Genomic DNA, 26,065 nt, shown 5'->3' with positions numbered 1-26,065 from the left:
ACGCTGCCGTTGAAGCGCAACATATATCCTCCCACACTTTTCTTCCCTGAATCCTATGAATTTGCTTTCTGCCCGTTTGGCTACGCTGTCTTTGTTTAGCGCTGGCGCCTTGTTGCTTGGTGGTTGCAACGCTAAGGAAATTGCCGCCCTCCAGCAGCAAAATGCGGCCCTCACCTCATCCCGCGACCAACTTCAGGCGCAAAAAACAGCCTTGGAGCAGGAAAAATCGCGCAATGAAGCGGCGCTACGCTCTAGCTTGCTCAACAAAAATCAGCAAGTAAACCAGCTCAACGACAACCTAACGGGAGCCGAGCAGGCCAATAGTGCCCTCTCTGCCGACTTACGCTCCAAAGAACAACGCATTGCCGAAATGCAGCGCATTCTCGACCAGAAAGACGCGGCCGTGAAAGCACTGCGGCAGAAAGTGGGTGACGCCCTGCTCGGCTTCAACGCCCAAGACTTGCAGGTGACCGTGAAAAACGGCAAAGTATACGTGTCGCTCTCCGAGCAATTATTATTTAAGTCGGGCTCCACGAAAGTCGATCCGAAAGGACAGGAAGCTCTCAAGAAGCTGGCCACTGCTCTTAAAGGCAACCAAGACGTGAATGTGCTAGTGGAAGGCCACACCGATAACGTGCCTATTGCCAAAGGCACCCCCGGCATGCGCGACAACTGGGATTTGAGCGTATTACGCGCCACCGAAATTACCCGTTTACTCACCGAAAATGGTTTGCCAACCAGCCAGGTTACGCCTTCAGGCCGAGCGCAATACGTGCCCGTAGCGCAAAACGATACTCCTGCCAATAAAGCACTTAACCGTCGTACCGAAATCATTTTGACTCCCAAGCTCGACGAATTATTCCAAATATTGGAAGCTAATTAACCAGCGTAACTCTTATAGCATATACAGCAAGGGCTTCTGGAAAACCGGAAGCCCTTGCTGTATATGAATGGTTTATTTTCTCAGTGAATCTATTCAGCAAACCCGAATAATATATTTCAGGTGCGATACTATGTATGCTATACTGCCGAGCTGTAAGCTGCTTCAATACGGTAATTTTGGTTTTGTCCAGTCAATGGGTTACGCTGAAAACAATCTTGAAGCACCATAACTGCAGACACACAAAAAATATCATTGCACGACACACAATATCAAACCTGTATTGCCAGCCTGATATAGCCTTTAGCAACGCCACAACACACATATTCTTTGCATATTCAAAATAAAGATTGTTATAATTATATAAATTCAAAGTAAGTATTGTAGTCAACTAATCAGCGTTAGCTCATTACTTGAGCAAACGGCTTGCAATATGCTCTGTACTATGGTTGGAGTTGGCATTCAGCTCAGCATAAAATCATTTGCGTGCCAACTGAGAAGATAATACATAAACGCTGAGCTCAACTCATCATCGTTCATAACATTATAATAATCAACATTTTATATAGATATTATACCTAATTGCAAGTTGCAAGGTCAATTAAAAAAACTTGCGTTATCCATTAACACCACTTCTGATTATTTTCTTTTTGAGTGGCAAATGATTTATAACCGAAATATTTTTTCTCCGTTATAGCGTACCAAGTATTTGATATAAATACTTTTCGAGTAAACTTTGAGCATTATTTCACTTCCTTCCAAAATCATTTAACAATGGCTACTCCTGACCTCAGCAAACTACAGCAAATCTTGGCTAGCGCCGAAGACAACGAAGCGGTACTAAACCAGATTCGCAAGAACATGTCGAAGGTGACCGAATTGATTACTGAAATCAGCACTATGCTGGAGCCCGGCTATACAGTAGAGAAAAAAGAGCGTAAGCCCCGCGCTACCAACGGCACCGGCAAACGCCCCGGCCGCCCGAAAAAAGAAGTTGCTTCTGCCCAGTAATTACTTGGTAAGCACCAAAAAGCCGGCTGCAATTACTTGCAGCCGGCTTTCTATTTTTTCCTACTGCAGCAAATTGCATTTACTACGGTAGCTACACGAATTTTATTTCACTTCGGATTACAACCCGTATTTACTGATTAAATAAATAAGAGCGGCCATACTGGCCCCACCTAATTCCAACTCCCGGCGGTTCACTTTATCAAACGTATCGGCGGCGGTGTGGTGAATATCAAAGTAGCGCTGGTCGTCGCAGTCGTAGCCGATGAGGGCTTTGGCTTGGCCTTTCAGAGGGCCGATGTCGGTGCCGCCGTGGCCGGGCTTGATGTCGCCGCTGCCGTAAGGGACGAATAGCGGCTGCCACTGCTGCACCTTACGCACCACGGCCGGCTCGGCCTCAATACCGAAGCCGCGCGGCGTAAACCCGCCCCCATCCGATTCCATGGCGGCTACGTGCACCTCCTTGGCGGCTTTGGCCAGTTCCGCGTATTTGTTGCCGCCGCGGGTACCGTTTTCCTCGTTCATGAACATGACAGCCCGCACGGTGCGCTCGGGGCGCAGGCCGGTGGCTTTCAGCAGACGCAGCACTTCCATACTTTGCACGCAGCCGGTGCCATCGTCGTGGGCGCCTTGGGCGAGGTCCCAGGAGTCGAGGTGGCCGCCCACGGTGATGATTTCGTTGGGGTATTTCGAGCCTTTGATTTCGCCTACCACATTGTAGCTTTTCACGTCGGGCAGGGTTTGGCAGGCCATTTCCAGCTCCACGGTCAGGTCGGAATCCACTTTGAGCAACTGGCTGAGCTGGTCGGCGCCGTTGGTGCTGATGGCGGCGGCGGGCACCTGCGTTACGTTGTCTTCGTAGCGCATGGTGCCGGTGTGGGGCAGGTCGTCGTGGGCCAGGGACAGGCTGCGCACCAAGGCACCCACGGCGCCGCGCTTGGCCGCTTCGGAGGCTCCAATGCGGCGCTGGTCGCCGGCTTCGCCGTAGGCCCGGCCGGTTTCAATGTAGGTGGCATTCATCGGGCGGTTGAAGAACACGAACTTGCCTTTCACTTTTTCGGCGGGCAAGGCGGCCAGCTCGGCCATGCTGCGTACTTCCACTACCTGCGCTTTCAGCTTGCCGTTGGTGCCCACTGAGCCCCCCAGCGCGCACACAGCCAAGGGCAGGCCTTTGCCTTTGGCGGGTTTGATTTCCGCTTTTTCCTTGGCCCCGCGCACCCAGTGCGGCACCATCACTTCTTGCAGGTACACTCTATCTACGCCCAGCTTTTCCATGGCTATTTTGCTCCACTGTACCGCCTGCTCGGCCTGGGGTGAGCCGCTTAGCCGGCCGCCAACCTTGGTACACAGCTCCCGCAGATTCTCGTAGCTCTGCCCGCGCAGCAGGGCTTCATCGTAGATTTTGCGGATAGCCAGGGAGTCAATCTTCGTGGTCGTTTGAGCAGCAGCGGGGGCCGTGGTGGCTAGTGCCAGCAGGCCGCCGAACAGTAAACGAGGCAAGGAAATGGGCATGCGAAAGGGAATCAGGTAGCAGGAAAGCAGCGTGAACAGTAGCGGCTAATGCCCTAAAAGTAGCAGGAAGCAGTGGGCAAGTTGCACGCTACCGACATTATCGGCTGGGGCTGCCGTACCGCCGGGCCACAGCAGTGGGCACGAGGGTCGAGTCTTTGGCCATTCTCACTTCCAACAGGTAGTCGTATTCATCGTCGCCGATGGTGGGTACCGGGCGGGCGGCCCCAAAAGCCTGCACGGTTTCCAGAATGGTGTTGGAATGCCCAATTACCAGCACTTTCTCACCCGTATAGTCGCGCCGGATGCGGGCCACCAAGGCGGGCAGCTGTTTGGCGTCGTAGTTCTGAATGGTAAGGTTGAGGGCTTGGGCCAACGGCTCGGCAGTGGCGCGGGTGCGGGTGGTGGCGGTGCTGAAAATAGCGCTTAGCGGCCGGCGGCGCAGCAACGAGTCGCGCAGGGCCAGGGCACGCTGCTGGCCGGCAGGCGTCAGGGGCGGGTCGGCGAGGTTGGGCATGAGGTCTTTCTCGGCGTGCCGCACGATGTAGATGGTGGTGATAATCTGCCGGTCGAAGTGCCGCTGCACGGCCCGGCCACAATTGCCGCCTACCAGTAATATCAGCAGGCCTAGTAACCAGAGCAGCGGACGGGGAACAAGTTTCATGGACGCAGAATGGTGTGAGTGGCGTAAGATAGAGGCAAACTTGCTAAAGGCGTTCCACGCTGACAGAACGAGCCTTACAACGCAGTGAAACACTCGATATTCTGTAGCGCAGGAGCTACAGGAAGCTGTTGCGCGCTACAGTTCCTTGCTGACTTTAGATGCGGGTTGTACGCTTGCTGTAGCACAGCGGCGTAGTGGCCTGGGGTAACTTAGAGCACAAGTAAAGCACTATTCGGTTTCGGCAGTTTACAACCTACCCGAACAGAACTACTGGATGCCGGCGGGCCACGCTTGGTTGCCTGAAGCTACTGTAGTAACCGAAGCTCGGGCCACATTTTTTACCTTACCGCCTCTACTCTATTGTATGCCCGATTCTCAACCTGTTATCCGGGTCCGTGGCCTCAGCAAGCACTACGGTACTCATGCCGTGGTGCAGGACGTGTCGTTTGACTTGGCTGCCGGCGAAACGCTGGTGCTGCTCGGCCCCAGCGGCTGCGGCAAAACCACCCTGCTCAAAACCCTCAACCGCCTGATAGAGCCCGACGCCGGTACCGTGGAGGTGCAGGGCCAGGACGTGCGCAACCAACGGCCCGAAGTGCTGCGGCGCGGTATCGGCTACGTCATTCAACAAGTGGGCCTGCTGCCGCACCTCACCGTGGCCGAGAATGTGGCGGTGGTGCCCAAGCTGCTCGGCCACCCAGCCGCCGAGGTAGCTACCCGCACCGAAGAGCTGCTGACGCGCCTGCACCTGCCGCCAACCCGCTACGCTGGGCAGTACCCGCGGCAGCTGTCGGGTGGGCAACAGCAGCGGGTAGGTCTGGCCCGCGCCTTGGCCGCCAACCCGCCCATCATTCTGCTCGATGAGCCCTTCGGTGCCCTCGACCCAATTACCCGCGCCGGCATCCGGCGGGAGTTTCAAGAGCTGGAAGAACTGCGCCAGAAAACCGTGGTGCTGGTAACCCATGATGTGCAGGAAGCCTTCGAGCTAGCCGACCGGATACTGCTGCTCGACGGCGGCCGGGTGCAGCAGCTGGGTACCCCGCGGGAGCTGCTGTTTCAACCGGCCAACGACTTCGTGCGGCGGTTCTTCGAGGCCGAGCAGCTGACGTTGCAACTGCGTACCCTGACGCTAAACGACCTGCTTCCATATTTAGCAAAAGACACTGATTCTAACTATACATCATCTTCAAAACCAGCGGCAAACACTATTCAATCTAATGCAACAGTTCAGCAGGCGCTAGAGGTACTAAGCGCCCTGCCCACTCCTGCCCCTGCCCCAGTTGTGGCCTCGCAATATTCTACAGAAGCCGCGCTGGCGGAAGCGCCCGGCACTCCTCCTGAGCTATGGCTACTACCGGCCCCTGGCCTCTCTGCTGGGCCTGCGGCATCCGCCACCAGCCAGCCGGCGGCACTCCCCACTACGGCGCCGGTTTCCCTTACGCTCCCCTCCCTGATGGCTGCTTTCGGGCAGGTTAGCCAACGCCTCCAACGCCCATGAACACGCTCCACGAACTTTTCACTTTCTGGCAGTTGCAGGCCGGCAAGCTGGGCCAACAAACCGTGCAGCACATCGGCCTGACGGCAGCCTCGCTCCTGCTGGGCGTGGCGGTGGGGGTGCCGCTGGGGCTGCTGCTTACGCGCCGGCCGCGGCTGGCGCCGTGGGTGCTGGGGGCCACCGGCGTGCTGCAAACTATTCCGAGTATCGCGCTGCTGGGCTTCCTGATTCCGGCCATGGGCATCGGGCCGGTGCCCGCCATTTTTGCGCTGTTTCTGTACGCCCTGCTGCCCATTGTGCGCAACACCGTGGCGGGCGTACGGGGGGTGGATGCGGGCGTGGTAGAGGCGGCGCGCGGCCTGGGGTTCACCGATGGGCAGGTGCTACGCCGGGTGGAGCTGCCGCTGGCGTTGCCGGTGCTGCTGGCGGGTATCCGTACGGCGGCCGTTATCAACGTGGGGGTGGCTACGCTGGCAGCCTACGTGGCGGCGGGCGGATTGGGCGAGTTCATTTTCGGGGGTATTGCGCTCAATAATCCGGCTATGATTTTGGCCGGGGCTATTCCGGCGGCGGCACTGGCGCTGGTGTTTGATGCCGCCTTGGGCGCGGTGCAGCGGCTGGCCAGCCGGAAGCGCAGCAGCGTGGGGTTGGGGTTGCTGCTGGCCTTGCCGCTGCTGGCTACGCTCTATTTACTGCCGCGCGCAACCGGCCGGCTACAGGCCGGCTTCAGCCCCGAGTTTGTGGGCCGCGCCGATGGGCTGCCGGGCCTGACGCGTACTTACGGCCTTCGCCGCCTGCCCAGCGTGGTGCTGGCCCCCGCGCTGGTGTACGAAGCCGCCCGCAATGCCAACGTGGATGTTATCGACGGCTACTCCACCGATGGCCGCATCAAAGCCTACCGCTTGCAAGTACTTCACGACGACCAACGCGTGTTTCCGCCCTACTACGCCGCGCCGGTGGTGCGCGCGGGCCTCCTAGCGGCCCACCCGGAGCTACGGGCGGTATTCGGCAAGCTGGCCGGTCAGCTTTCCGATTCGGTGATGACGGACCTCAACTACCGGGTTGATTATCTGCACCAGGAGCCCCAAGCGGTGGCGCAGGCGTTTTTGCGGCGGCGGGGCCTGTGGCAGACGCCGCGCCCGGTAGCGCCGGGAGCAGCTACGGTGAAGCTGGGCTCCAAGATTTTTGCCGAGCAATACATTCTGGCCGAAATGTACGCTTCCCTGATTCGGGGCTATACCAACCTCAACGTGGAAACCAAAACCGGCCTGGGCGGCACCACCATCTGCTTCGAGGCTCTGCGCAGCGGCGCCATTGATATGTACCCGGAGTACACGGGCACCGGGCTGCTGGTGCTGCTCCAGCCACCCGCCGCCGTCATCGATTCGTTGGGGGGGGATGCCGGGGCGGTGCTGGGTTACGTGCGGGCCGGGTTTCAGCAGCGTTTCGGGCTGGAATGGCTGGCTCCACTGGGTTTCAATAACACCTACGCGCTGCTCATGCGGCGGCAGCAGGCGCACCAGTTGGGCATTGCGTCCATTTCGGATTTGGGCGCGTACTTGCGCAATTAGTCGGGCCGCTTAAAGGGCCCGAACTTCATGGTTGCTTCACGGCCGCCGCCCGTATGTTGTGTTCTTAATTCAGCTCCCCCCTTTATGCACGTTCTGATAGTAGAAGACGAAAAAAGCCTGCACGATGAGGTGCGGCAGTTTCTGCTGGAGTCGCAGTACCTCGTCGATTCGGCTCACAACTACGCCGATGCTTCCGAGAAAATCTTTGTCAACAGCTACGATTTCGTGCTGCTCGACCTGGGCCTGCCCGGCGGCGACGGTCTGGATTTGCTGCGCGAAGCCCGCCAGAACGACCGGCAGGAAGCCTCCTTTATTATCCTGACGGCCCGCGGCGCCCTCGACGACCGAATCAAAGGCCTGGATTTGGGCGCCGACGACTACCTGCCCAAGCCGTTTTCGTTGCTGGAGCTACAAAGCCGGATGCAGGCCATTACGCGCCGTAAGTTTGGCCTGAAGCGCCAGGAAATTGTGTTCGGCCCCGGCTTCGTGATGGACGTGCAAGGCCGCGTGCTGCGCCACGGCGAGCAGGAAGTGCCACTCACCAAAAAGGAATTCGATTTGTTGCACTACCTCGTGCTGCACAAAAACCGGGTCCTCACCCGCCTGCAACTCGGCGAGCATCTGTGGGGCAACGTGCTGGAAGACGACTCCGATTCCAACTACATCGACGTGCACATCAAAAACATCCGCAAGAAACTCAGCCAGTTCGCCTCTGCCGACTTCCTGGAAACCGTGCGCGGCATCGGGTACCGGGTGGCAGAAAACAATTAAGAATTGAGAATTAAAAATTAAAAGTCGGCCTTTGTCTACCAGTTGAGAAATTCGCTTGTAGTTCTTGAACACTCAAGCTACGTCGCCGTCAACCACCTATTTTTTAATTTTTAATTCTCAATTTTTAATTGAAAACATGCGCCTCGAAGCCAAGCTTGCCCTGTTCAATGCACTGTCGAAGTTGCTGCTGGTGCTGCTGGGCGTGGCGGTCATTCCGGCCATTGTAAGCCGGGTGGCCGTGGCGCACACCGACCAGCGCCTGCACGAGAAGAAGCGGGAGGTGCTGGATCTTATTCAGCGCGACGGGTTGGTGGCGTTTGTGCGGCAGGAAAAGCAGGAAGCCTACGCCGACTACAACATTCTCAAGCAGGAATATATCAGCCTCACGCCCGAACTGCCACGCCCTAAACCGGCCGCGCCGCAGGAGCGCATCTTCAACGAGCAGCGCCAGGTGGATGATGAGGTAGAGGATTTCCGCATTCTGAGCTACCAGTTCGAGGCCGACAACCGACCGTACCGCCTGGAAATTGGCTCGTCGTTGGCAACGGTGGAGTTGCTGGAAGATACGTTGCGGCGGCTGGCGCTGTGGGTACTGGTGATTGGAGCGGCCCTCACCGTGGTTACCGATGCGGCCTTTGCCCGGTTTCTGCTCCGGCCCCTCGGCGACCTTATTTCGCGCAAGCTGCACAACGTGCGCCACCCCTCGGCCTTCTCATTCACGCCCATCCCCACGACCACCACCGACTTCCGCCAGCTCGACGACAGCCTCAACGAAATGATGCACCAGATGCAGTCGGCTTTCGAGAAGGAGCGCGAGTTTATGAGCAACGTGTCGCATGAATTGCTAACGCCGGTCAGCATCCTGCAAACCCGCTTCGAGAACATGCTGCAAGACCCCACGCTGGCGCACGCGCACTCCCTGAAGCTGGTGGATTCGCAGAAGACTTTGTATCGGCTGCGCAACACGGTGAAAACGCTGCTGCTGATTGCCAACATCGAAAACGACCAGTATCTGCGGGAGGAATCGGTGAGCTTGGCCGCGGTGGTTGCCGAGGCCACCAACGAGCTGGAAGACCGGCTGGCCCAGCGCGAGTTGCATTTGCGGGTACTGCTGGAACCCGATTTCGTGCTGCCCCGTGCCAACCAAACACTGCTGTTCACCCTGATTTTCAACCTGCTCAGCAACGCCATCAAGTACAACCGCGAAGGTGGCAGCATCACGGTTACGGGCGTGGTGCCGCCCCAGGGTGGCTACCACCTATCAGTAGCCGACACGGGCCCCGGTATTGCCCCCGAAAACCTGCCGCACCTCTTCGACCGGTTCCGGCGCTTTCATGCCAGCGGGCCCAAGTCGCCGGAGGGGTTTGGGCTGGGCCTACCCATCGCCCAAACCATTGCCAACTTTCACAAGGCCACCATTACGGCTACCTCGGAAGTAGGCAAGGGCACCACGTTTACCTTGGAGTTTCAGCCGATAGTAGCAGAACAATAGGCCTTTAAGCGGGGCCCACTCACGCAGTCTTCATGGTTGGCGCCTGACCTTAGGGCACTGATTCATTGCATGTTCTGCCCATGAAAACTTCCCTGAACGGCTTGAAGGCCCCCATCGGAATCATTCTGTTTCTGCTGGTGCTGCTGGCACTCCTTTTTTTCCTGCCCGACCCGCTGAAACTGCATCAGACCAGCTCAGTAGCCCACACTGCCCCCCTGATTCTGCGGCACGCCCCCGCGCCCGTGGTGCGCCACGTCCATGACGTAAGGCATCCGTAGGCGGCTTCCCTATAAATAAAGCAAGGCCCATTCGCTTGCCAGCGGATGGGCCTTGCTCATAGGTAACAGATGCAGGTGTACTACCCCAACCCTTCCGCCGACTCGCCGGGCTCCGGGGTGGCGCTGCCCACTTCGGGAGCCGGCGCGGCCGCAACGGGTGCTTCGCTGAGTTGCCAGGTGGTGTTCATGGCTTTCATGGCATAGCTGGAGGTGAGGTCGAACTGGCAGGGCACGATGGAAATGTAGTTGTTGGCCAGCGCCCATTCGTCGGTATCGGTGCCGCGGTCCAGGTTCACAAATTCGCCAATCAGCCAGTAGTAGGGGCGCTTGTAGGGGTCGTGGCGCAGGTCGAATTCCTCCTGCCACTTGGCGTGCGCCTGCCGGCAGAGCTTGGCCCCCACAATCGGGCTGGCCGATTTTTTGGGGATGTTTACGTTCAGCGCGGTGTGGGCTGGGATGCCATTTTGCAAAGCTTGCCGGGCTATCATCTCAATCCAATCGGCCGTGTGGGAGAAGTCGGCAGTATGACCATACTCGCAGAGTGAGAAGCCGATAGCCGGCAATCCTTCAATGGCTGCTTCAATAGCCGCCGACATGGTACCGGAGTACAGCACGTTTACCGACGAGTTGGAGCCGTGGTTGATTCCTGACACCACTAAATCGGGCTGCCGGTCTTTGAGGACGTGGTGCTTGGCCAGCTTCACGCAGTCGGCGGGGGTGCCGCTGCACTCGTAGGCCTCAATGCCCTCGAAGATGGTGCTGGGGTCGAGGCGCAACGGGTGGCCGATGGTAATGGCGTGCCCCATCCCCGACTGCGGCGAGTTGGGCGCGACTACCACCACTTCGCCGATGCGCCGCATCACGCTTACCAGCATGGCAATGCCGGGGGCCGTAATGCCGTCGTCGTTGGAAATCAGAATCAGAGGCTTGGAATTGTTGGTAAACACAGGCGGAAAGATGGTGAGATGGTGTAGTGGGTTTGCTGGGCTGCTGGCACTAGGTACGCGGCCCTGCCAAACCACTATGTGGTATCAGGTACGCACCCTGCGCCTTTAGCGTTCGGTAATTGGATGAGGGAATGAAAGGATGATTGCCCAATAAAACCAGTAAGTCAGGTTTAGTCTATATAATGGTTGCTCACCATATGCTTTCATTCCCTCATTCAATCATCCTATCATTCTTTCATCCAATCACTGAACGCCAAAGGCACGGTGCGCGTAAGCATCCGCATTACTCTTGCTTAATGCTCTGCTTCATGTTCAGTTTTTCCAATGTACTGCTCCCCACCGCAGTGGTAGCGCTTGTAGTTGCGCTCGGTGCCTGTAGCAGCAACAGCACCTCCAGCGGCGACGTACCCTTTGCCGGCGACTCGCGCAGCAGCGACCCCGCCGCCGCCGAGCAGCGCCTGGCCGCCAACCCCAACGTGCCCGATTCGCTGCACCTGCTGAGTCCGGGCCGGGCCGGCCGCTTGCGCCTGAACATGAGCGAGCGAGAACTGCTGAAACGGGTGCCTGCCACCCAGCTGCGCCGCACCACGTACCAAGACAAAGGCGCCACCTACCCCGCCTACGAAATGCTGGACGCTCAGAAACCCGACGCTCCGGCTTCCGTCCTGCACCTACTTCCTGATTCCGTAAAGGGTGGCTACCGCCTGCGCCGCATCCGCATATATGACCCGCAGTACCGCACCGCCGAAGGTATTGGAGTAGGCTCGCCGTTCGGGGCGGCCCGCCAAACAATGGGCCTCACGCGGGTGCGGGATACGCCGGCCGGCTTTGCGGGCGTGTCGGGCCTGGTAAAGATGGCCTGGGTAATCGACCCGAATTCGTTGCCCGCCAAACACGCAGATGAAATGAACTCCGCCGATATTCCGCCGGCCGCGCGCATTACCTGCGTGCTGCTGTACCAATAGGCAACGCGCTGAAAAGTAGCATTAGAAGAGAAATATTGTACTTTAGCCACACTGAAGGGTATTCTCCGCCCATTTTAGTTGCCCAACTACAGGCTTCACCGCTTTTCTCTTCCTCTATGGCTTTCTTCAACAACCACTACCGCACGCACGATTGGGGCCTGTTGCTGCTACGGGTGGGCATTGGGGTAATGTTCACCCTGCACGGTTACCCGAAGCTGGTTGGCGGCCCCGAACAATGGACGGAGTTGGGCGGCGCAATGAAGACGCTCGGCGTGAGTTTTGCGCCCGGCGTGTGGGGGTTTCTGGCGGCCGTAGCCGAAGCGGTAGGCGGCCAGTTGCTGGCGCTAGGATTGTTTTTCCGCTTCACTTGCGGCTTGTTGCTGGCAACAATGCTCGTAGCCACCATCCAGCACATCAGCGCGGGCGACGGGTTCAACGGCTACTCTCACGCCCTCGAATCGGCGTTTCTGTTCCTGGGTTTGGCCTTCACCGGTCCCGGCCGCTACAGCCTCGACCAACTCCTGTTTCCCGCTCGCCGACGGTTGTATTAAGAGGGAAGCATCTGGCGTAATGGCGTAGGGTAGCGCGGCACAACAATTTCTGATGCCATGATGGCTGGTTTTGTTTCCTTTGCCGCATGCTTTCGATTCTGCTTTCCGCCCTGCTGCTGACTTCCGCGCCCAAAGACGACTGGCGCACTCCATTCGAGAAAGGCAACGGCAACACCACCGCCACCTACGCCGAGTGCATTGCCTACTACCAAAAGCTGGATGCCGCCTACCCAGAAATTCAGCTCCGCGCAGTGGGCCCAACCGACAGCGGCCAGCCCCTGCACGAAGTAATTGTGTCGCTCGATGGCCAGTTTGAGCCTACTGCCCCCACGGGCCGCCGCCGGCCGGTGGTCCTGGTTCAGAACGGCATTCACCCCGGCGAGCCGGAAGGCATTGACGCCAGTATGGCCCTGGTGCGCGACTATGTGCAGAAGAAAGAGCTGCGCCGCCAGCTGGAAAACGTGACGCTGGTGGTCATCCCCATCTACAACGTGGATGGCGCGCTGAACCGCAACTCTACCACCCGCGTCAACCAGGATGGGCCCGAGAGCTACGGCTTCCGCGGCAACGCCCGCAACCTCGACCTGAACCGGGACTACGTGAAGCAGGACTCACGCAATGCCCGTTCGTTTGCTGAGTTGTTCCGCCGTTGGCAACCTGATGTGTTTGTTGATACCCACACCTCTAATGGTGCAGATTATCAGTACTTCATGACGCTCATTGCCACTCAAAAAGACAAGCTGGCGCCGGCTGTGAGTGAGTACCTGACCCAGCGCCTATTGCCGGCCCTGAATACCGGTATGGAGAAGCGCAAGTCGCCGCTCACGCCGTACGTGGACTTTGAAGGCCGCACCCCGGACGCGCGCGGGCTGGTGGGCTTTCTGGAAACGCCGCGCTACTCCACTGGCTACACCACACTGTTCAATACCATCGGCTTCGTGACGGAAACGCACATGCTTAAGTCCTACACGCCCCGCGTGCAGGCCACCTACGATTTTCTGGACGTGCTGCTGCGCTTCGTGCACCAGGATGCCACCGCCCTCACCCAGGCCCGCGCCCTAGCCACTCAAAAGCTGAGCGAACAGAAAACCTTTCCGCTCAGCTGGAAGCTAGACACCACGGCCGCTGAGAAGGTAAACTTCCGCGGCTATACCGGCCGCACCAAACCCAGCGAGGTAAGCGAGCAGCTGCGCCTCTACTACGACCGGAAAGCCCCGTTCACGCGCCCCATCAACTACTACAACACGTTCCGGCCTACTACCACCGTTACGCGCCCGCAAGCCTACCTGATTCCGCAGGCCTGGGGCGAAGTGCTGGACCGACTACGCACGGCGGGCGTACCGTTGCAGCGCCTCACCCGCGACACCACCCTCACGGCCGAGGTCTACTACATCAATGACTACAAAACCAGCCCCCGCCCCTACGAAGGCCACTACCTGCATAATTCCGTAACGGTGCGCTCCACCCAGCAGGCCCTGCCCTACCACCGCGGCGACTACGTAGCCCGCCTCGACAATGCCACCGCCCGCTTCCTCATCGAAACGCTGGAGCCGCAAGCTACCGATTCCTACTTCGCCTGGGGCTTCTTCGACAGCATTTTGCAGCAGAAAGAGCACTTTTCCGACTACGTGTTCGAAGATGTAGCCGCCGACCTGCTCCGCCGGGACCCGGCCTTGCGGGAACAGCTTGAGAAACAAAAGCAACAAGACCCAGCCCTAGCGAAAAGCGGCGCAGCCCAACTGGAATGGGTGTACCGCCATTCCAAGTACTACGAACCCACGCACCTGCGCTACCCCGTGGCCCGCTGGCAAGGCGGCCTGTTGCCGGTGGAGTAAGATGTAGCGCGAAGCCTTTGCTTCGCGTATTCGGCCACGTTGCCGTTACAACAAGTATCGTTCACGCACGAAGCAAAGGCTTCGCGCTACAGCCTAGCGCTATTTCCCCTAGCTTCGTGCCATGCCTATTCTTGAACTCGATAATCTTTCCAAAACCTACGGCAGTACCACCGCGCTGAAGGGCCTTACGCTGAGCGTGGAACCGGGCAGCGTGTACGGGTTGCTGGGGCCGAATGGCAGCGGCAAAACCACTACGTTGGGTATTGCGCTGGGCGTGTTGCGGGCCTCGGGCGGCACGGTGCGTTGGTTTGGGCAGGAGCCGAACGCCAACAACCGCCGCCGCGTGGGGGCCCTGCTGGAAACGCCCAACTTCTTCCCCTACCTCTCGGCCCGCCAAAACCTGCTGCTGGCCGCCGATGTGAAGCGCGCCGATCCGCGCACCGTAGACCAGGCCCTGGACCTGACCGGCCTGGGCACCCGCCAGCACGACAAGTTTCGGGGCTTCTCGCTGGGCATGAAGCAGCGGCTGGCGCTGGCCTCCACCCTGCTCGGCAACCCCGAAATACTGGTACTCGACGAGCCCACCAACGGCCTCGACCCACAGGGTATAGCTGAAGTGCGCGACCTGGTAACGCGCCTGGCCGCCGACGGCAAAACCATTCTCATTGCTAGCCACTTGCTCGATGAAGTGGAAAAGGTGTGCACCCACGTGGCCGTGCTCCAGCGCGGCGACCTGCGCGCCGCCGGCCCCGTGCACAGCATCCTGGCCACCGCCGACCGGGTAATCCTGCGCCCCGCCCCCGATACCAGCATTGCTACCCTGCAACAGGCAGTGGCGGCGCTGCCCTGGGTATCGGACCTGAAACCGGAAGCGGCCGGCGCCTATAGTGCCGTGCTAGCCACCGGCCACGGCCCCGCCGACCTGAATCGCGCCCTCTTCGAGCAGGGTATTGCGCTGGCCGGGCTGGAAGTACGCCACCGCAGCCTGGAAGCCCAGTTCCTGGAGCTCACCCGCTGATGTGCTGATTATTAGTGGGTTGATTGGTGCTTGGCAGTTGTTACTTGCTTTTTGCTACCAACAAGCAAACGTGTCAGCACCACATCCACAATCAGCACCTTAACAATTACCATATCAGCAATCATCTCATCAATAATCAGCACCTCAAGCTATGTTCCGCGCTGAACTTCGTAAAGTACTGCCCTACCGCACCGTCTGGATTATTCTGCTGCTGTTTGTGGTGCTGCTGGCACTATTCGTGTCGGCGGGGGGCAGCGTGACGCTGAACGGGCAACGGGTAGGCGCTACGCTTTACACGTTTCCGGGGCTATGGCAGAAGCTGACCTACGTAGCCAGCTACTTCAACCTGCTGCTGGGCATTCTGCTGATTATCCTGATAACCGACGAGTTTCAGTTCCGCACGTTTCGGCAGCAGGTGATTGACGGGGCTTCGGTGGCCGAGCTGCTGCAAAACAAGCTGCTGCTTTCGGGCCTGCTAGCAGTTTTCGGGATGCTAACGGTACTCGGGCTGGGCTTCTACTTCGGCCTGACCCGTGCCGCCGATACGGCCAGCCAGGCCACCGTGGGCATTACGGGCATTGCGTTGTACGGCATCCAGGTTTTGGGCTTATTGTCGATGGCGGCGCTGGTGGCCGTGCTGGTGCGCCGCAGTGGGCCGGGCATTCTGCTGTTTCTGCTCTACGCCTGGGTGGCTGAGCCGCTGCTGCGCTTTTCCCTGCCCGACTCGCTGGACCGGTTTCTGCCGGCCAAGGTATTCAACAGCCTCACGCCCCTGCCCGGCCAGGAAATGATTGACACCGTAACCGGTCCATCATCGGCGCTACTGCCTACTGAGGCGCTGCCGCTGGCCCTTGTGTACACGGCGCTGTTTTGGGGGCTGAGCTACCTACTCCTGCGTAACCGGGACTTATAACTAGAGTAACGGAGTAGCGGAGTAACTGAGTAATCGTTCTGAATGAACATTGTTACTCAGTTACTCCGCTACTCCGTTACTCTTTTACCAAAGAATTGGCATAGTTCACGATGAAAGCCAGTTCGCGGGCCACGGTGAAGCTCAGCTGGTTTTGCTTGGCGTACTGTTCTATCTGCTTGGACTGTGCCCGAAACACGCTCAGCAAATCCTTTTTCGGGTTGCGCAGGGCAATAACGTCGCCGGTGGGCGTGGCCAGAAAGAAGTCGTCCTTCATTTCGGTGTAGGTGCCCATATAGCGGCCGGGGCCGTAGGGGTTGCCGTAGCCATAGCCGCCGTAAGCTGTGGAAGTTGGCACGGTGCGCTGCATCAATGACTCGCGGCGCAGCAGCATGCGCGGGCCGTTGCTAAGCTGCTCGAAAAACGCCGGCGACTTGAAGTCGCTGTAGTCGTTGCCCCGGTTCCAGCGGAACGTCCGGAACACGCGCACCCGGTTCAGGTCGGAGGGCTCGGAGCGCCGGGAACTGAACATAGGATTACCGTAATAGTAGCCGGCACGGGCGTCGTAGAAGTTGTCGTAGTAGCCGGTGGGGCGGCGGCTGTCCCGGTCTTCGCCTTTCACGGCAAAGCTGTTGATAGCCACCGCCGAAAGTGTGGTAACGGTGCCGTCGGCCTGGGCCATCATCAGCACGTCCTGGTCGCGGCGCAGCGTGACGGGGCCGCGCAGGGTGTCGCCGTTGGTTAGCAGGATGGTACTGCCGGCAAACTGCTGGGTGAGTGGAGTTTGCTGGGCCTGGGTGGGAGCTGCCACCGTCAGCAGCCCGGTCAGCAGGGAAAGGAAGGTAGCGCGGAGTAGGATCATGGCCGGGGAAAGATAACCGAAAAAACGAGCGTCAACCACTTGGGTAACGCCGTTTTTCAACGGCCCGCAGGAAACCGGCCGCCTTCTGCGCTAACTGCCAAAACCGCTGCTCGGTTCACTTATTTTCCAAGCCAGCTGTAATCCCCAGCTAGCTGCGAGAGAAGCCTCCGGCGTAGGCTCCAACCGCCGTATAGCAGAACGCCCCGCACGAGTACCGTGCGGGGCGCTAACTGGCCACTCATGCAACCAGAGAAAACCACTACGCTCCGGCCACTTCCAGCGTGGAATCGGGGCTGACGTGGGGGGCGCGGCTGCTCAGGATGGTGTGGCCCATTTTGTCGCGCTTGGTAGTTAAGTAGTTCTGATTATGCTCGTTGGGCTCGATTTCAATAGCCACGGCTTCCACTATTTCCAGGCCGTAGCCGATGAGGCCGGTACGCTTGCGGGGGTTGTTGGAGAGCAAGCGCATCTTACTGATACCCAGGTCGCGCAGAATCTGCGCGCCTACGCCGTAGTCCCGCTCATCAACCCCAAAACCCAGCTCGATGTTGGCTTCTACGGTGTCGCGGCCCTGCTCCTGGAGCTTGTAGGCGCGCAGCTTGTTGAGCAGCCCGATGCCACGGCCTTCCTGGTTCATGTACACCACTACCCCGCGGCCTTCGCGCTCAATCTGCTCCATGGCCTTGTGCAGCTGCGGGCCACAGTCGCAGCGGCAGCTCCCGAAAATGTCGCCCGTCACGCAGGAGCTGTGCACGCGCACCAGCACCGGCTCGGGGGTGGAAATGTCGCCTTTCACCAGGGCCAGGTGCTGGGCACCGTTGGAGCTTTGGGTGAAGGAATACAAGTCGAAGTCGCCCCACTGGGTGGGCATACGCACCGAAATGTCGCGCGAAATCAGGCTTTCGTTGTTGAGGCGGTACTTGATGAGGTCCTGCACCGAAATCAGCTTCAGATTCCACTTGTTGGCCACTTCGCGCAACTCGGGCAAACGAGCCATTTCTCCGTCCTCGCGCAGGATTTCCACCAGCACACCGGCCGGCTCGAACCCAGCCAGACGAGCCAGGTCGATGGCGGCTTCGGTGTGGCCGGCGCGGCGTAGTACGCCCTCTTTGCGGGCTTTCAGCGGAAAAATGTGGCCAGGCTTGCCCAACTCTTCGGGCTTGGTTTCGGGGTCGATGAGGGCCAGGATGGTCTTGGAACGGTCGGAGGCCGAAATGCCGGTGGTAACGCCGTTTTTCAGCAAGTCGATGCTCACGGTGAAGGGCGTAGCATGGAGCGCCGTATTGCGGCCTACCATCAGCTCCAGGCCCAATTCTTCGCACCGGGCTTCGATGAGCGGGGCACATACCAGGCCGCGGCCGTGGGTGGCCATGAAGTTGATAACCTCGGGCGTGGCGCAACGGGCGGCACAAATAAAGTCGCCTTCGTTTTCGCGGTCCTCGTCGTCAACTACTACTACTACCTTGCCGGCCCGGATATCGGCAATGGCGTCTTCTATGGAATCAAGCATGGAACGCTGATTTTGCTGATTAAAAAAGGATTTCACGGATTTTGCAGCGGTGAAATCCGGCGTGAATTTGCTGCTACAACCACGAATGGAGCCGCGAAGTTACGAGCGGTGAAATTGTGAAGTGGTGAAATGGTGAGTTTGATGTTTTAGCGGTCCAAGCTGCGCGGTTAGAACGTCAAACTCACCATCTCACCACTTCACAATTTCACTGCTACTCCTTGGCTAGCTCGGTGGCGCGTTGCTGGGCGGCTTTCATGCCGTCGATGAGGGTTTCGGCGAGGTGGCCGGCGCGGAAGGTGCGCAGGGCGGCTTCGGTGGTGCCGCCTTTGGAGGCCACGTTGGCAATGAGTTGGTCGAGGCTTTGGTCGGAGTTGTTGAGCAGGTGGAAAGCGCCCAGCATGGTTTGCTTCACCAGCAGCCCGGCCACCGATTCCGAGAAACCCAACTCCTGCCCGGCCTGCATCATGGCCTGCACGATGTAGTAAAAATAGGCCGGGCCGCTGCCACTCACGGCCGTTACGGCGTCGAGCAAACTCTCATCTTCCAGGAAAATAGAGCGGCCCGTGGCGTTCAGCAGGTTCTCCACCTGGTGCAGGCGGCTGCGCTCCACTTCCGGCGACGCCGAAAAGCCGGTGATGCCCATGCCCAGCAGCGCGGGCGTGTTGGGCATGGCCCGGAGCACTTGCCGGTGGTCTAGTTCGCGCTGCAACCGCGCAATCGGGATGCCCGCCATAATGGATACCACCACTTGCTGGGGCTGCAACACCTCCCGCAACCCGGCGGCCGCCTTCCCGAAATCCTGGGGTTTCACGGCCACCAGCACCACATCGTAGGTACCCACGGCTTCGGAAAGCGGACTGGTAGGCAGGTTCAGGGCGCTGGCGTTGAGGCGCTGGCAATGCGCCTCATCCCGGCCCAGCAGCAGCATGTTGGCGCGGGCCACCAGGTTGTATTGCAGGAAAGCCTTGGCAAATGCCTGCCCCATGTTGCCGCAGCCTAGAATGGCAATACGCAGATTATCCATTTCAAATGAACTGTTGTGAACGGGCAAAGGTAAGGCGAAGCCACCGCTTAGCTCGGCTGCTGCCCAAACAACGCTTCCAGCTGATTAGTAGACGCTTGCCAGTCGTAGTGCTGCTGCACGAACACCCGGCCCTGCGCTGCCAGACGAGCAGCGGCACCCGGTTCGGTCAGGAGCAGACTGATGCTGTCGGCCAGTTCCGCCGCCGATTCGGCTACCAGCAAATCCTGACCGGGGTGGCCGTGCAAGGCGTTGTTGGCCAGCGGAGTCGTTACGCAGGGCAGCTCCATGGCCATGGCTTCGAGCAGCTTGTTTTGCAAGCCTGTGCCCACCCGCATGGGCGCCACAAACACCCGCGCCGCCGCATACGCATCCCGAATATCTTCCACCCAACCACTAATGGTTACGGCTTCGGAAGCCAGGGCCCGCACCCGCGGGGCCGGCGAGGTGCCTGCTACCAGCAGCCGCGCCGCTGGGTGCGCGCGGCGCACCAGCGGCAGGATTTCCAGGGCCAGAAACTCGGCGGCGTCCACGTTGGGATGGTAGTTCATGTTGCCGCAGAACAGCAGGTCGTGCGTTTTTTCGGCCGGGCGAGGCTGGAAAAAGTCGATGTCGATGCCGTTGCGGACGATGTGGATTTGCTGGCGGTGCGGGTGCTCAATCAGCTGCCGGTCCTGGTCGGAGATGATGGTGTGGTGCTGAAACCAGTCGAAGGCGGCGGCTTCGTAGGCTTGCAAGCGGCGGCCTTCGTGGCGGAATAGCCGCTGCTCGGCCCACCGGCACTGCTCGGCCCGGCGCAGCATGCCGGTCGAAAACACATCCATATAATCCAGCGTCATGGGCAGCTGGCCGGCATAACCGCGCACGTACTGGGCCATCCGAATCAGTTGGCAGTACACATGGTCGGGGCGAAACTCGCGGATTAGCGCGTTGAGGCGGCGCTGGGCGGCGGCATCGTAGAAGTAGCCGACTTGCAGCGGCAACCCGCGCAACGACGCCAGCGCCATGTTGCGGGCAATGCCCGGCCGGCGCAGGCGCTGCACGTGCAGGCCGCCCGCGCACAACGGCTGCACCACCGCGTAGGCAGCCGCCGGCACGTCTTCATCAGACAAGCAAAACAGGCAGACCTCATGGTGCCGGGCCAGGTACCGGAGCTGATGATACGCCCGGAGCTTGTCGCCTTTGTCAAGCGGATACGGAAACCGGGACAGTAGAACCAGGAGCTTCATGGGGCAAACTTACGCCGTTTCCACGCGGCGCTGCTGCACTACGCTGTATAAGTCGAGGAAACTCTCCACCACGCGGCGGTTGTCGTAGAGGCGGGCAATGGTGCGGGCGGCCTCGCGCCCAATCAGGTCGGCGGGCAGCTGGCGGTGGTAGTAACGGCCCAGGGCTTCCACCCAGGCGGCGGGCGTGTCGCGCACCAGAATGTCGTGGTCGTCGCGGACATGGATGCCCTCGGCGCCCAGCGTGGTGCTCAGAATGCACTTGCCCAGTGCCATGCCCTCAATAATTTTGATGCGCATCCCCCCCCCACTCAGCAAAGGCACCAGCATCACCTCGTACTGCTGCATAAACACCGCCGCCGACTCCACAAAGCCGTGCACCGTGACGCCGGGCAGTTGCAGCTCCCGAAACCGCACCGGCATTTCCTTGCCTGCCAGGTGAAATTCCAGGTCCGGGTACAGCGCATGCACCCGCGGCCAGACTTCGGCCAGAAACCAATCCAACCCCTCTTGGTTAGGCAGCCAATCCAGGGAGCCAATCATGAACAGCGTGCGGGGCTTGGGCTGGATGGCCGGGTCGGGCTGAAACCGGGCGAGGTTCACGCCGGCCGGAATGAATACCACCGGCTCGTGGCAGCCCAGCTGGCGCAGGCGCTGCTGGTCGGCTTCGGTGATGGCCGCTACGGCATCGAAGCGCTGCCACACTTCCAGCTCGTACTGCTTGAGGCGCTTAGCCATAGTGCTCAGAAAGAACTTCTTGAGCGGATTTCCCGTGCGGCTGGCCAGCATTGCCCAGATAGAATACTCGATGTTGTGGGCCCGCAACACCAGCGGCGGCAACTCAGGATTAACCGTGCGGTTTTTCTTGGCTTCCAGCCAGGGGGTGGCGTACAGAGCCACAAACGAGCCTTCCATCTGCACTACGTCGAAGTCCTCTTCCCGCAGTAGCGCTGCCAGCCGTGCCGCCACTGCGTCGCTCAAAAACCGCTCTATATTATACGGCAGCTCGCTAAACAATAGGTTGCGGAGCGCTTTCACCGGCGAGAGGCGCGTGTCCACGTCCACGGTTACCAGGCGCAGGTTGGGGCCGAGGTGGTCCAGCGCGTCGGCGGGCTGGTCGTGCTTGGGCGTGTTGATGGCCAGTACCGTTACGCGGTGCCCGGCCCGGATGAGGCCCGCGGCCACGTCGTACATAGCAATGGCGCCTCCATCGGTGGGCGGAAACGGTACGCGCGGACAGAATTGCAGAATATGCACAGAAAGTAAGTCGGGGCAGATTGGGGGCAAAGCTACAAAGAACCTACTGGCAGTAGATAGCAGCGTGTTTCAATCCTTTCCATGCCATTTTAAAAATCAACTTTCCAGTATTGATCCTGACTGTCTTTGATAATAACCTGCGTAGCCTTTGCTGAGAATCTGACATCCGCGTGCCAAAGATTCCTGGGTAAAATAGTTGTTTTTGAATGAAGCACTCCACCAGGCGTCACCAGCCAGCTTTCCATAGTTACTGGATTACGGTCGGTTGTTGCACTTTCATTGAAGGTTACAAACCGGCCGGCCGCAGCATAGGGCCTGCCTAGCAAGTGATATTCCCGGCAACCGTGCGAGACATCATAAAGCCTATACTCTTCGCCATTGTAGTGTTGTTCCTTCACCAGCCGGAGACGACCGGCCAACTCACCCATGTACTCATAGGTGGTTAAGTTATCAACCGTAAGATTATCCCGCAACGTGACTCCGCACCCCGGCACCCGAAGCAAATGGCCCTGCTTATACCGAGTTTTGGTTACGCGTAACGAAACCGAACGGACTCCCTGCTCGAACTCGGTTTTGGAAGCTCGCCTGACCTCATTGGAAGTGCTTACGCACATTCCTATGCAAACCCAATAACCTATTATCAGATATGTATACATGTCACCTACTTTCCGAAACCTACCATGAAAACGTTAATCATAGCCATGTGGAAGGTGCTAGACGGATTTACTCTCTTGAAGAGGATATGGTATAAAAATCAGGGCAATATGCCAGCATGTTACCCCATGTCTGCCCGCGTAATTTTACTTTATACTTTTTAATTGACTTAAGCCCCGCGCGAAAGCACGGTGCCCAGCATGCCCGCCAGCTGGTTATCCATCTGCTTGAGGGCGCGGATGGTTTGCAGGTGGCCGTCGAGGGTAGCTTCGTCCATGGGGTGCCGCAGGGCGTCCATGTGTTCGGCCAGGGCGCGCTCCACGTTCACTTTGTTGAGGCGCAGAATGGCGTTGTCGCAGGCAATTTGCAGCAAATCCAACTCGCGGGGCACGTGTATCTGGTGGGTGGTCCAGTTAGGGCTGAGCTCGTACCGCTCGGTAGCCAGCTCGGCCACCAAGGCCCGAATATCGGAACGGCTGTGCTGGATCAGGATACGGATTTCCGGCCAGCGGCCCTGGGTCAGCTCCTCGCGGCACAGGTGCAGCAAGTCACCGTACACGCCGGTTTTGAAGGGTGTTTCGTCGAGCTGCCCGAAGATGTACTGGGCCACGCTCACGTCTGGGGCCAGCGGCTGAGCCGAGTACAGCAGCAGCAGCCGTATTATTTCCCGCTCGCACTGCTCCTGCACATCGGGTATGGGCTCCAGATCCTCGCGGGTGAGGGTTTGCAGGTCGCCACCGCCGCCCATCAAATCTTCCGGCGAAGCGCCGTACATCAGCGCTTCGGCTTCTTCCTCGGGGCTGAGCTGGTTGTTGGTTGCTGGCTGTTGGTTATTGGCTCGGGCTGGGGTGCTGCTCGAGCGGGGCTTCTGCACATCCAGGCCGGGCAGGCTGGCCGGCGACTTGGCGGTTTGGCGGGCAATCTTGTTGTACTCGGTGATAAGTACCTGCTCATCAATGCCGAAGGTTTGCGAAGTCTGCTGCAAAAACACCTGCCGCTTGATGGGGTCGGGCACTTTGGCAATGCTTTGCAGCACCTCCCGGATGGCTTCGGCCTTCTTCACCGGGTCCTGCGCCGCCTCCCGGCTCACCAGGTCGGTTTTGAACTGGATGAAGTCGTGGCTGGCCTGTTCGAGGTGCTCCTTGAACTTCTGGTCGCCGACTTTGCGGATGTAGCTGTCGGGGTCGTCGCCGTCGGGGAACAGCACCACGCGCACGTTCAGGCCGCCTTCCAGCAGCATGTCAATCCCGCGCAAGGAGGCCCGAATGCCGGCCGCGTCGCCGTCGTAGAGCACGGTTACGTTGTCGGTGTAGCGCTTGATCAGGCGGATTTGGCCGTCGGTGAGCGAGGTGCCCGACGAGGCCACCACGTTCTTAATGCCGCCCTGGTGCAAGCTCAGCACGTCGAGGTAGCCTTCCACCAAATAGCACTGCTCCTCGGTCCGGATGGCCTGCCGGGCCTGGTAGAGCCCGTAGAGCACATCGGATTTATGGTAAATCTCCGACTCCGGCGAGTTCAGGTACTTGGCGGTCTTGTCGTGGGGCTTGAGCGTGCGCGCCCCGAACCCAATCACGCGGCCCGAAATGTTGTGAATCGGGAACATTACCCGGCCGCGGAAACGGTCGTAGCGGCGGCCGGTGTCCTGGCCGTTGTCGTCTTCGCGGCGCACCACCAGGCCGGTTTTTTCCAGGTACTTTAACTCGAAGCCCGCGGCGGTGGCCGCTTTTAGCAGGTCGTCCCATTGGTCCAGGGAGTAGCCCAGCTCGAAGGTGGCAATGGTGGTTTGGTTGAGGCCGCGCTGGCGCAGGTAGCTCCAGCCGATGCTCTGGCCCTCCTCGTTTTTTTGCAGCAGCTGGTGGTAGCGGTCCTTGGCCCAGTTCGACACGATGAACTGCGAGTCCTTTTCGTTTTGAGCCAGCTGCTGCTCGGGCGTTTTTTCTTCTTCTTGAACCTCGATGCCGTACTTCTTGGCCAGGTACTTCAGGGCCTCCACGTAGCTGGTGCCCTCAATGTCCATGATGAACTGCACCACCCCGCCGGCCTTGCCGCAGCCGAAGCACTTGTAGAGCCCCTTGGCCGGCGCCACCGAAAAGCTCGGCGACTTTTCGTGGTGAAACGGGCAGCAGGCCCACATATTCTGGCCTTTGCGCTTCAAGCTCACGAAGTCGCCCACCACCTCCACAATATCGGCGTGGTGAATTATCTGATCAACTAGTTCTTTGGGAATGCGCGCCATACTGCCCGCAAAGGTAGAGAGGAGTTACGCGAAGTTTCTGCGTAATCGTCTGAGCCCCGTCTTAACAAAACAGAACGTCATGCTTAGGCTGCGCTCAGCATGACGTTCCTTTTTATATCATACAGCTTAATAATTCCGGCTGGCGGTGGTTTCGGGGATGATGATGACGTAGTCGTAGCCCAGGATGGTGGCTTGCAATTCCTGGTCGGCGACGGGCATGTTTTTGTAGAGCATGGCGCGGCGCAGGGGGCGCACATCAAACACCTGCCAGGCAGTACCGGCGGGCGTAGCGGCCATGAAGGGCTTGAGCATAGGCTCGTCGGCCATGGAATAGGCGGATGCGTTTTTGCTGAAGTCCACGGGGTTCTGGCCGGTTACTTTCTGGCCCTGCTTACCTATTACGAAGATATGCAGGGTTTTCTGGTCATGGGCGTCGGCCAGGTTCACGGCCAGGTTACCCACGTCGTGGATGTCGCCCCAGATGCTGCGGCCCCGGCCCAGGTGGTAGGCCCCAAACTTGAAGAGCATGGGTGGCAACGGCTGCCCGGCTGGCTGGTAGGGCTGCAACTCGGCCAGCAGGTTACGCTTCATCAGGTTGATGCGCGTCTGGTGGCCGCCGGGCTTGCCGGCGGCATTAGTCCGGAAGATGTTCACGCTGGCTTCCAAATCCTGCAACATCTGGCGCACGACCAGCGGCTCGGTGCTGGTCATCTTGCGCAAACTATCCAGCAGCGTGGCACGCATGCCGTTGATGGTGACGTTGCCGTAGTCGGCGGCTATCAGGGCGGCCCGGTCGTGGGCCTGAATGGCAGTAGCTTGCTGGCGCAGGAAGGTGCTGGTGGCTTTGCTTTTTACTTGGTCGGCCATCAGGGTGAGGGTGCGGGCGGTGGCGGCAAATCCCAGCTGATCAATCCCTAGCAGCTTGGTATTTTGGGCCCGCAAGGCCCGCGCCAGCTCGAACTCTTCTGCCCAGCTGTAGAACGACAAGCTCATGGGAAACTGCTGCAAATACGCAGTAGGCAACCCCGGCTGGGCGGTCAGGCGGGTCAGGTCCTGGGCCTGGTACTTGTCGATTTCCGCTACGTACAGCTTTGGCTTCAATACCTGCGCTACGGCCTGGGTGAAAGCCGGAATCTGAGCCATGCCGTGGTCTTCACCCACCAGCACCAAGGCGCTTTTCTGAATGTCCTGCTGCAACTTATCCCAACCGGGGCCGCTGCATTGGGTGCCGGTTTGGGTGAAACTGAACTGGTTTTTCCGCATCAGCCGCTGGAAAGTGGTGTCGGCAGGCGTCTGGGCCTGAGCCTGAGCCGCTTCAGCTAGGGTGGTCAGCGCCACTAGGCAAGCCACGGCGGCGCGACTAAAAGACATAAGCATGGAGAGTAAATAAAGCGGAACAGGTAGA

Annotated in this window: 23 protein-coding genes; 12 read left to right on the top strand and 11 right to left on the bottom strand. The window is 59.2% G+C overall.

Annotated features, from left to right (window positions below; all coding sequences use genetic code 11):
• Window positions 1-55: 55 nt before the first annotated feature.
• Together J0X19_RS13685 and J0X19_RS13680 are read left to right on the top strand one after the other, a co-directional pair.
• On the top strand, window positions 56-883 hold the full coding sequence (locus J0X19_RS13685; RefSeq protein WP_206984933.1) for an OmpA/MotB family protein: 828 nt from the start codon (window positions 56-58) through the stop codon (window positions 881-883).
• Window positions 884-1,654: 771 nt separating this feature from the next.
• A complete protein-coding gene (locus J0X19_RS13680; protein ID WP_206984932.1) occupies window positions 1,655-1,891 on the top strand; it encodes a hypothetical protein in 237 nt (78 codons plus the stop codon).
• 117 nt (window positions 1,892-2,008) lie between these two features.
• On the opposite strand, the gene J0X19_RS13675 is transcribed toward J0X19_RS13680, so the two are convergent.
• Both J0X19_RS13675 and J0X19_RS13670 read right to left on the bottom strand, forming a co-directional pair.
• Window positions 2,009-3,400, bottom strand: coding sequence for a M20/M25/M40 family metallo-hydrolase (locus tag J0X19_RS13675; RefSeq protein WP_206984931.1), 1,392 nt, complete (start codon window positions 3,398-3,400; stop codon window positions 2,009-2,011).
• A gap of 97 nt (window positions 3,401-3,497) precedes the next feature.
• Entirely contained in the window at window positions 3,498-4,061 is a 564-nt protein-coding gene (locus tag J0X19_RS13670; RefSeq protein WP_206984930.1) for a phosphoglycerate mutase family protein, read from the bottom strand.
• 364 nt (window positions 4,062-4,425) lie between these two features.
• On the opposite strand from J0X19_RS13670, the gene J0X19_RS13665 reads away from it, so the two are divergent.
• From J0X19_RS13665 to J0X19_RS13645, 5 genes are all read left to right on the top strand, one after another.
• Window positions 4,426-5,559, top strand: coding sequence for an ATP-binding cassette domain-containing protein (locus J0X19_RS13665; protein ID WP_206984929.1), 1,134 nt, complete (start codon window positions 4,426-4,428; stop codon window positions 5,557-5,559).
• Window positions 5,556-7,127, top strand: coding sequence for an ABC transporter permease/substrate-binding protein (locus tag J0X19_RS13660; RefSeq protein ID WP_206984928.1), 1,572 nt, complete (start codon window positions 5,556-5,558; stop codon window positions 7,125-7,127). The genes J0X19_RS13665 and J0X19_RS13660 overlap by 4 nt, the downstream gene beginning before the upstream one ends.
• An 84-nt stretch (window positions 7,128-7,211) precedes the next feature.
• Complete coding sequence (locus tag J0X19_RS13655) at window positions 7,212-7,898, top strand: response regulator transcription factor (protein ID WP_206984927.1); 687 nt, start codon at window positions 7,212-7,214, stop codon at window positions 7,896-7,898.
• Between the two features lie 136 nt (window positions 7,899-8,034).
• Window positions 8,035-9,390, top strand: coding sequence for a sensor histidine kinase (locus J0X19_RS13650; RefSeq protein ID WP_206984926.1), 1,356 nt, complete (start codon window positions 8,035-8,037; stop codon window positions 9,388-9,390).
• An 80-nt stretch (window positions 9,391-9,470) separates the two neighbouring features.
• Window positions 9,471-9,668 carry a hypothetical protein gene (locus tag J0X19_RS13645; RefSeq protein ID WP_206984925.1) on the top strand — a complete coding sequence of 66 codons (198 nt, stop codon included), beginning with the start codon at window positions 9,471-9,473 and terminating at the stop codon, window positions 9,666-9,668.
• 80 nt (window positions 9,669-9,748) lie between these two features.
• Here J0X19_RS13645 and surE read toward each other — a convergent pair whose 3' ends face one another.
• Window positions 9,749-10,615 (bottom strand): 5'/3'-nucleotidase SurE, encoded by an 867-nt coding sequence (gene surE / locus J0X19_RS13640; RefSeq protein WP_206984924.1) that lies wholly within the window; start codon window positions 10,613-10,615, stop codon window positions 9,749-9,751.
• 308 nt (window positions 10,616-10,923) lie between these two features.
• On the opposite strand from surE, the gene J0X19_RS13635 reads away from it, so the two are divergent.
• The 5 genes from J0X19_RS13635 (at window position 10,924) to J0X19_RS13615 (ending at window position 15,897) form a co-directional block, all read left to right on the top strand.
• The gene (locus J0X19_RS13635; protein ID WP_206984923.1) at window positions 10,924-11,580 is read left to right on the top strand and encodes a hypothetical protein; all 657 of its coding nucleotides are present in this window, start codon (window positions 10,924-10,926) and stop codon (window positions 11,578-11,580) included.
• A 116-nt stretch (window positions 11,581-11,696) separates the two neighbouring features.
• Window positions 11,697-12,131, top strand: coding sequence for a DoxX family protein (locus J0X19_RS13630; protein ID WP_206984922.1), 435 nt, complete (start codon window positions 11,697-11,699; stop codon window positions 12,129-12,131).
• An 86-nt stretch (window positions 12,132-12,217) separates the two neighbouring features.
• Window positions 12,218-13,966: a M14 family metallopeptidase gene (locus J0X19_RS13625; protein ID WP_206984921.1), complete on the top strand. Its 1,749-nt coding sequence runs from the start codon at window positions 12,218-12,220 to the stop codon at window positions 13,964-13,966.
• Window positions 13,967-14,087: 121 nt separating this feature from the next.
• On the top strand, window positions 14,088-14,984 hold the full coding sequence (locus tag J0X19_RS13620) for an ABC transporter ATP-binding protein (RefSeq protein ID WP_206984920.1): 897 nt from the start codon (window positions 14,088-14,090) through the stop codon (window positions 14,982-14,984).
• A gap of 151 nt (window positions 14,985-15,135) precedes the next feature.
• Window positions 15,136-15,897, top strand: coding sequence for an ABC transporter permease (locus J0X19_RS13615; protein WP_206984919.1), 762 nt, complete (start codon window positions 15,136-15,138; stop codon window positions 15,895-15,897).
• Between the two features lie 76 nt (window positions 15,898-15,973).
• On the opposite strand, the gene J0X19_RS13610 is transcribed toward J0X19_RS13615, so the two are convergent.
• The 8 genes from J0X19_RS13610 to J0X19_RS13575 all read right to left on the bottom strand — a co-directional run bounded on the left by J0X19_RS13610 (window position 15,974) and on the right by J0X19_RS13575 (window position 26,031).
• Window positions 15,974-16,756 carry a hypothetical protein gene (locus J0X19_RS13610; RefSeq protein WP_206984918.1) on the bottom strand — a complete coding sequence of 261 codons (783 nt, stop codon included), beginning with the start codon at window positions 16,754-16,756 and terminating at the stop codon, window positions 15,974-15,976.
• Between the two features lie 259 nt (window positions 16,757-17,015).
• Window positions 17,016-18,302 (bottom strand): bifunctional 3,4-dihydroxy-2-butanone-4-phosphate synthase/GTP cyclohydrolase II, encoded by a 1,287-nt coding sequence (locus J0X19_RS13605; protein WP_317194776.1) that lies wholly within the window; start codon window positions 18,300-18,302, stop codon window positions 17,016-17,018.
• A 175-nt stretch (window positions 18,303-18,477) separates the two neighbouring features.
• Window positions 18,478-19,281: a pyrroline-5-carboxylate reductase gene (gene proC / locus J0X19_RS13600; RefSeq protein WP_206985020.1), complete on the bottom strand. Its 804-nt coding sequence runs from the start codon at window positions 19,279-19,281 to the stop codon at window positions 18,478-18,480.
• A 56-nt stretch (window positions 19,282-19,337) separates the two neighbouring features.
• Complete coding sequence (locus J0X19_RS13595) at window positions 19,338-20,516, bottom strand: glycosyltransferase (protein ID WP_206984916.1); 1,179 nt, start codon at window positions 20,514-20,516, stop codon at window positions 19,338-19,340.
• A 9-nt stretch (window positions 20,517-20,525) separates the two neighbouring features.
• Window positions 20,526-21,770, bottom strand: a complete 1,245-nt coding sequence (locus tag J0X19_RS13590; protein ID WP_206984915.1) for a glycosyltransferase family 4 protein — start codon at window positions 21,768-21,770, stop codon at window positions 20,526-20,528.
• Window positions 21,771-21,859: 89 nt separating this feature from the next.
• Window positions 21,860-22,198: a hypothetical protein gene (locus J0X19_RS13585; protein WP_206984914.1), complete on the bottom strand. Its 339-nt coding sequence runs from the start codon at window positions 22,196-22,198 to the stop codon at window positions 21,860-21,862.
• A gap of 395 nt (window positions 22,199-22,593) precedes the next feature.
• The gene (gene dnaG, locus J0X19_RS13580; RefSeq protein WP_206984913.1) at window positions 22,594-24,660 is read right to left on the bottom strand and encodes a DNA primase; all 2,067 of its coding nucleotides are present in this window, start codon (window positions 24,658-24,660) and stop codon (window positions 22,594-22,596) included.
• 126 nt (window positions 24,661-24,786) lie between these two features.
• A complete protein-coding gene (locus J0X19_RS13575) occupies window positions 24,787-26,031 on the bottom strand; it encodes a hypothetical protein (protein WP_206984912.1) in 1,245 nt (414 codons plus the stop codon).
• Window positions 26,032-26,065: the final 34 nt, after the last annotated feature.

It is taken from the genome of Hymenobacter telluris (genome assembly GCF_017313265.1).
Classification (GTDB): domain Bacteria; phylum Bacteroidota; class Bacteroidia; order Cytophagales; family Hymenobacteraceae; genus Hymenobacter; species Hymenobacter telluris.
This window is presented reverse-complemented; position numbering and strand designations above follow the sequence as displayed.

What these genes read in the sequence shown, in the direction of transcription:
- J0X19_RS13685 (WP_206984933.1), top strand. Translation starts at nt 56, where the DNA reads ATGAATTTGCTTTCTGCCCGTTTGGCTACGCTGTCTTTGTTTAGCGCT.
- J0X19_RS13680 (WP_206984932.1), top strand. Translation starts at nt 1,655, where the DNA reads ATGGCTACTCCTGACCTCAGCAAACTACAGCAAATCTTGGCTAGCGCC.
- J0X19_RS13675 (WP_206984931.1), bottom strand. Translation starts at nt 3,400, where the DNA reads ATGCCCATTTCCTTGCCTCGTTTACTGTTCGGCGGCCTGCTGGCACTA.
- J0X19_RS13670 (WP_206984930.1), bottom strand. Translation starts at nt 4,061, where the DNA reads ATGAAACTTGTTCCCCGTCCGCTGCTCTGGTTACTAGGCCTGCTGATA.
- J0X19_RS13665 (WP_206984929.1), top strand. Translation starts at nt 4,426, where the DNA reads ATGCCCGATTCTCAACCTGTTATCCGGGTCCGTGGCCTCAGCAAGCAC.
- J0X19_RS13660 (WP_206984928.1), top strand. Translation starts at nt 5,556, where the DNA reads ATGAACACGCTCCACGAACTTTTCACTTTCTGGCAGTTGCAGGCCGGC.
- J0X19_RS13655 (WP_206984927.1), top strand. Translation starts at nt 7,212, where the DNA reads ATGCACGTTCTGATAGTAGAAGACGAAAAAAGCCTGCACGATGAGGTG.
- J0X19_RS13650 (WP_206984926.1), top strand. Translation starts at nt 8,035, where the DNA reads ATGCGCCTCGAAGCCAAGCTTGCCCTGTTCAATGCACTGTCGAAGTTG.
- J0X19_RS13645 (WP_206984925.1), top strand. Translation starts at nt 9,471, where the DNA reads ATGAAAACTTCCCTGAACGGCTTGAAGGCCCCCATCGGAATCATTCTG.
- J0X19_RS13635 (WP_206984923.1), top strand. Translation starts at nt 10,924, where the DNA reads ATGTTCAGTTTTTCCAATGTACTGCTCCCCACCGCAGTGGTAGCGCTT.
- J0X19_RS13630 (WP_206984922.1), top strand. Translation starts at nt 11,697, where the DNA reads ATGGCTTTCTTCAACAACCACTACCGCACGCACGATTGGGGCCTGTTG.
- J0X19_RS13625 (WP_206984921.1), top strand. Translation starts at nt 12,218, where the DNA reads ATGCTTTCGATTCTGCTTTCCGCCCTGCTGCTGACTTCCGCGCCCAAA.
- J0X19_RS13620 (WP_206984920.1), top strand. Translation starts at nt 14,088, where the DNA reads ATGCCTATTCTTGAACTCGATAATCTTTCCAAAACCTACGGCAGTACC.
- J0X19_RS13615 (WP_206984919.1), top strand. Translation starts at nt 15,136, where the DNA reads ATGTTCCGCGCTGAACTTCGTAAAGTACTGCCCTACCGCACCGTCTGG.
- J0X19_RS13610 (WP_206984918.1), bottom strand. Translation starts at nt 16,756, where the DNA reads ATGATCCTACTCCGCGCTACCTTCCTTTCCCTGCTGACCGGGCTGCTG.
- J0X19_RS13595 (WP_206984916.1), bottom strand. Translation starts at nt 20,516, where the DNA reads ATGAAGCTCCTGGTTCTACTGTCCCGGTTTCCGTATCCGCTTGACAAA.
- J0X19_RS13585 (WP_206984914.1), bottom strand. Translation starts at nt 22,198, where the DNA reads ATGGGTGAGTTGGCCGGTCGTCTCCGGCTGGTGAAGGAACAACACTAC.
- dnaG (WP_206984913.1), bottom strand. Translation starts at nt 24,660, where the DNA reads ATGGCGCGCATTCCCAAAGAACTAGTTGATCAGATAATTCACCACGCC.
- J0X19_RS13575 (WP_206984912.1), bottom strand. Translation starts at nt 26,031, where the DNA reads ATGTCTTTTAGTCGCGCCGCCGTGGCTTGCCTAGTGGCGCTGACCACC.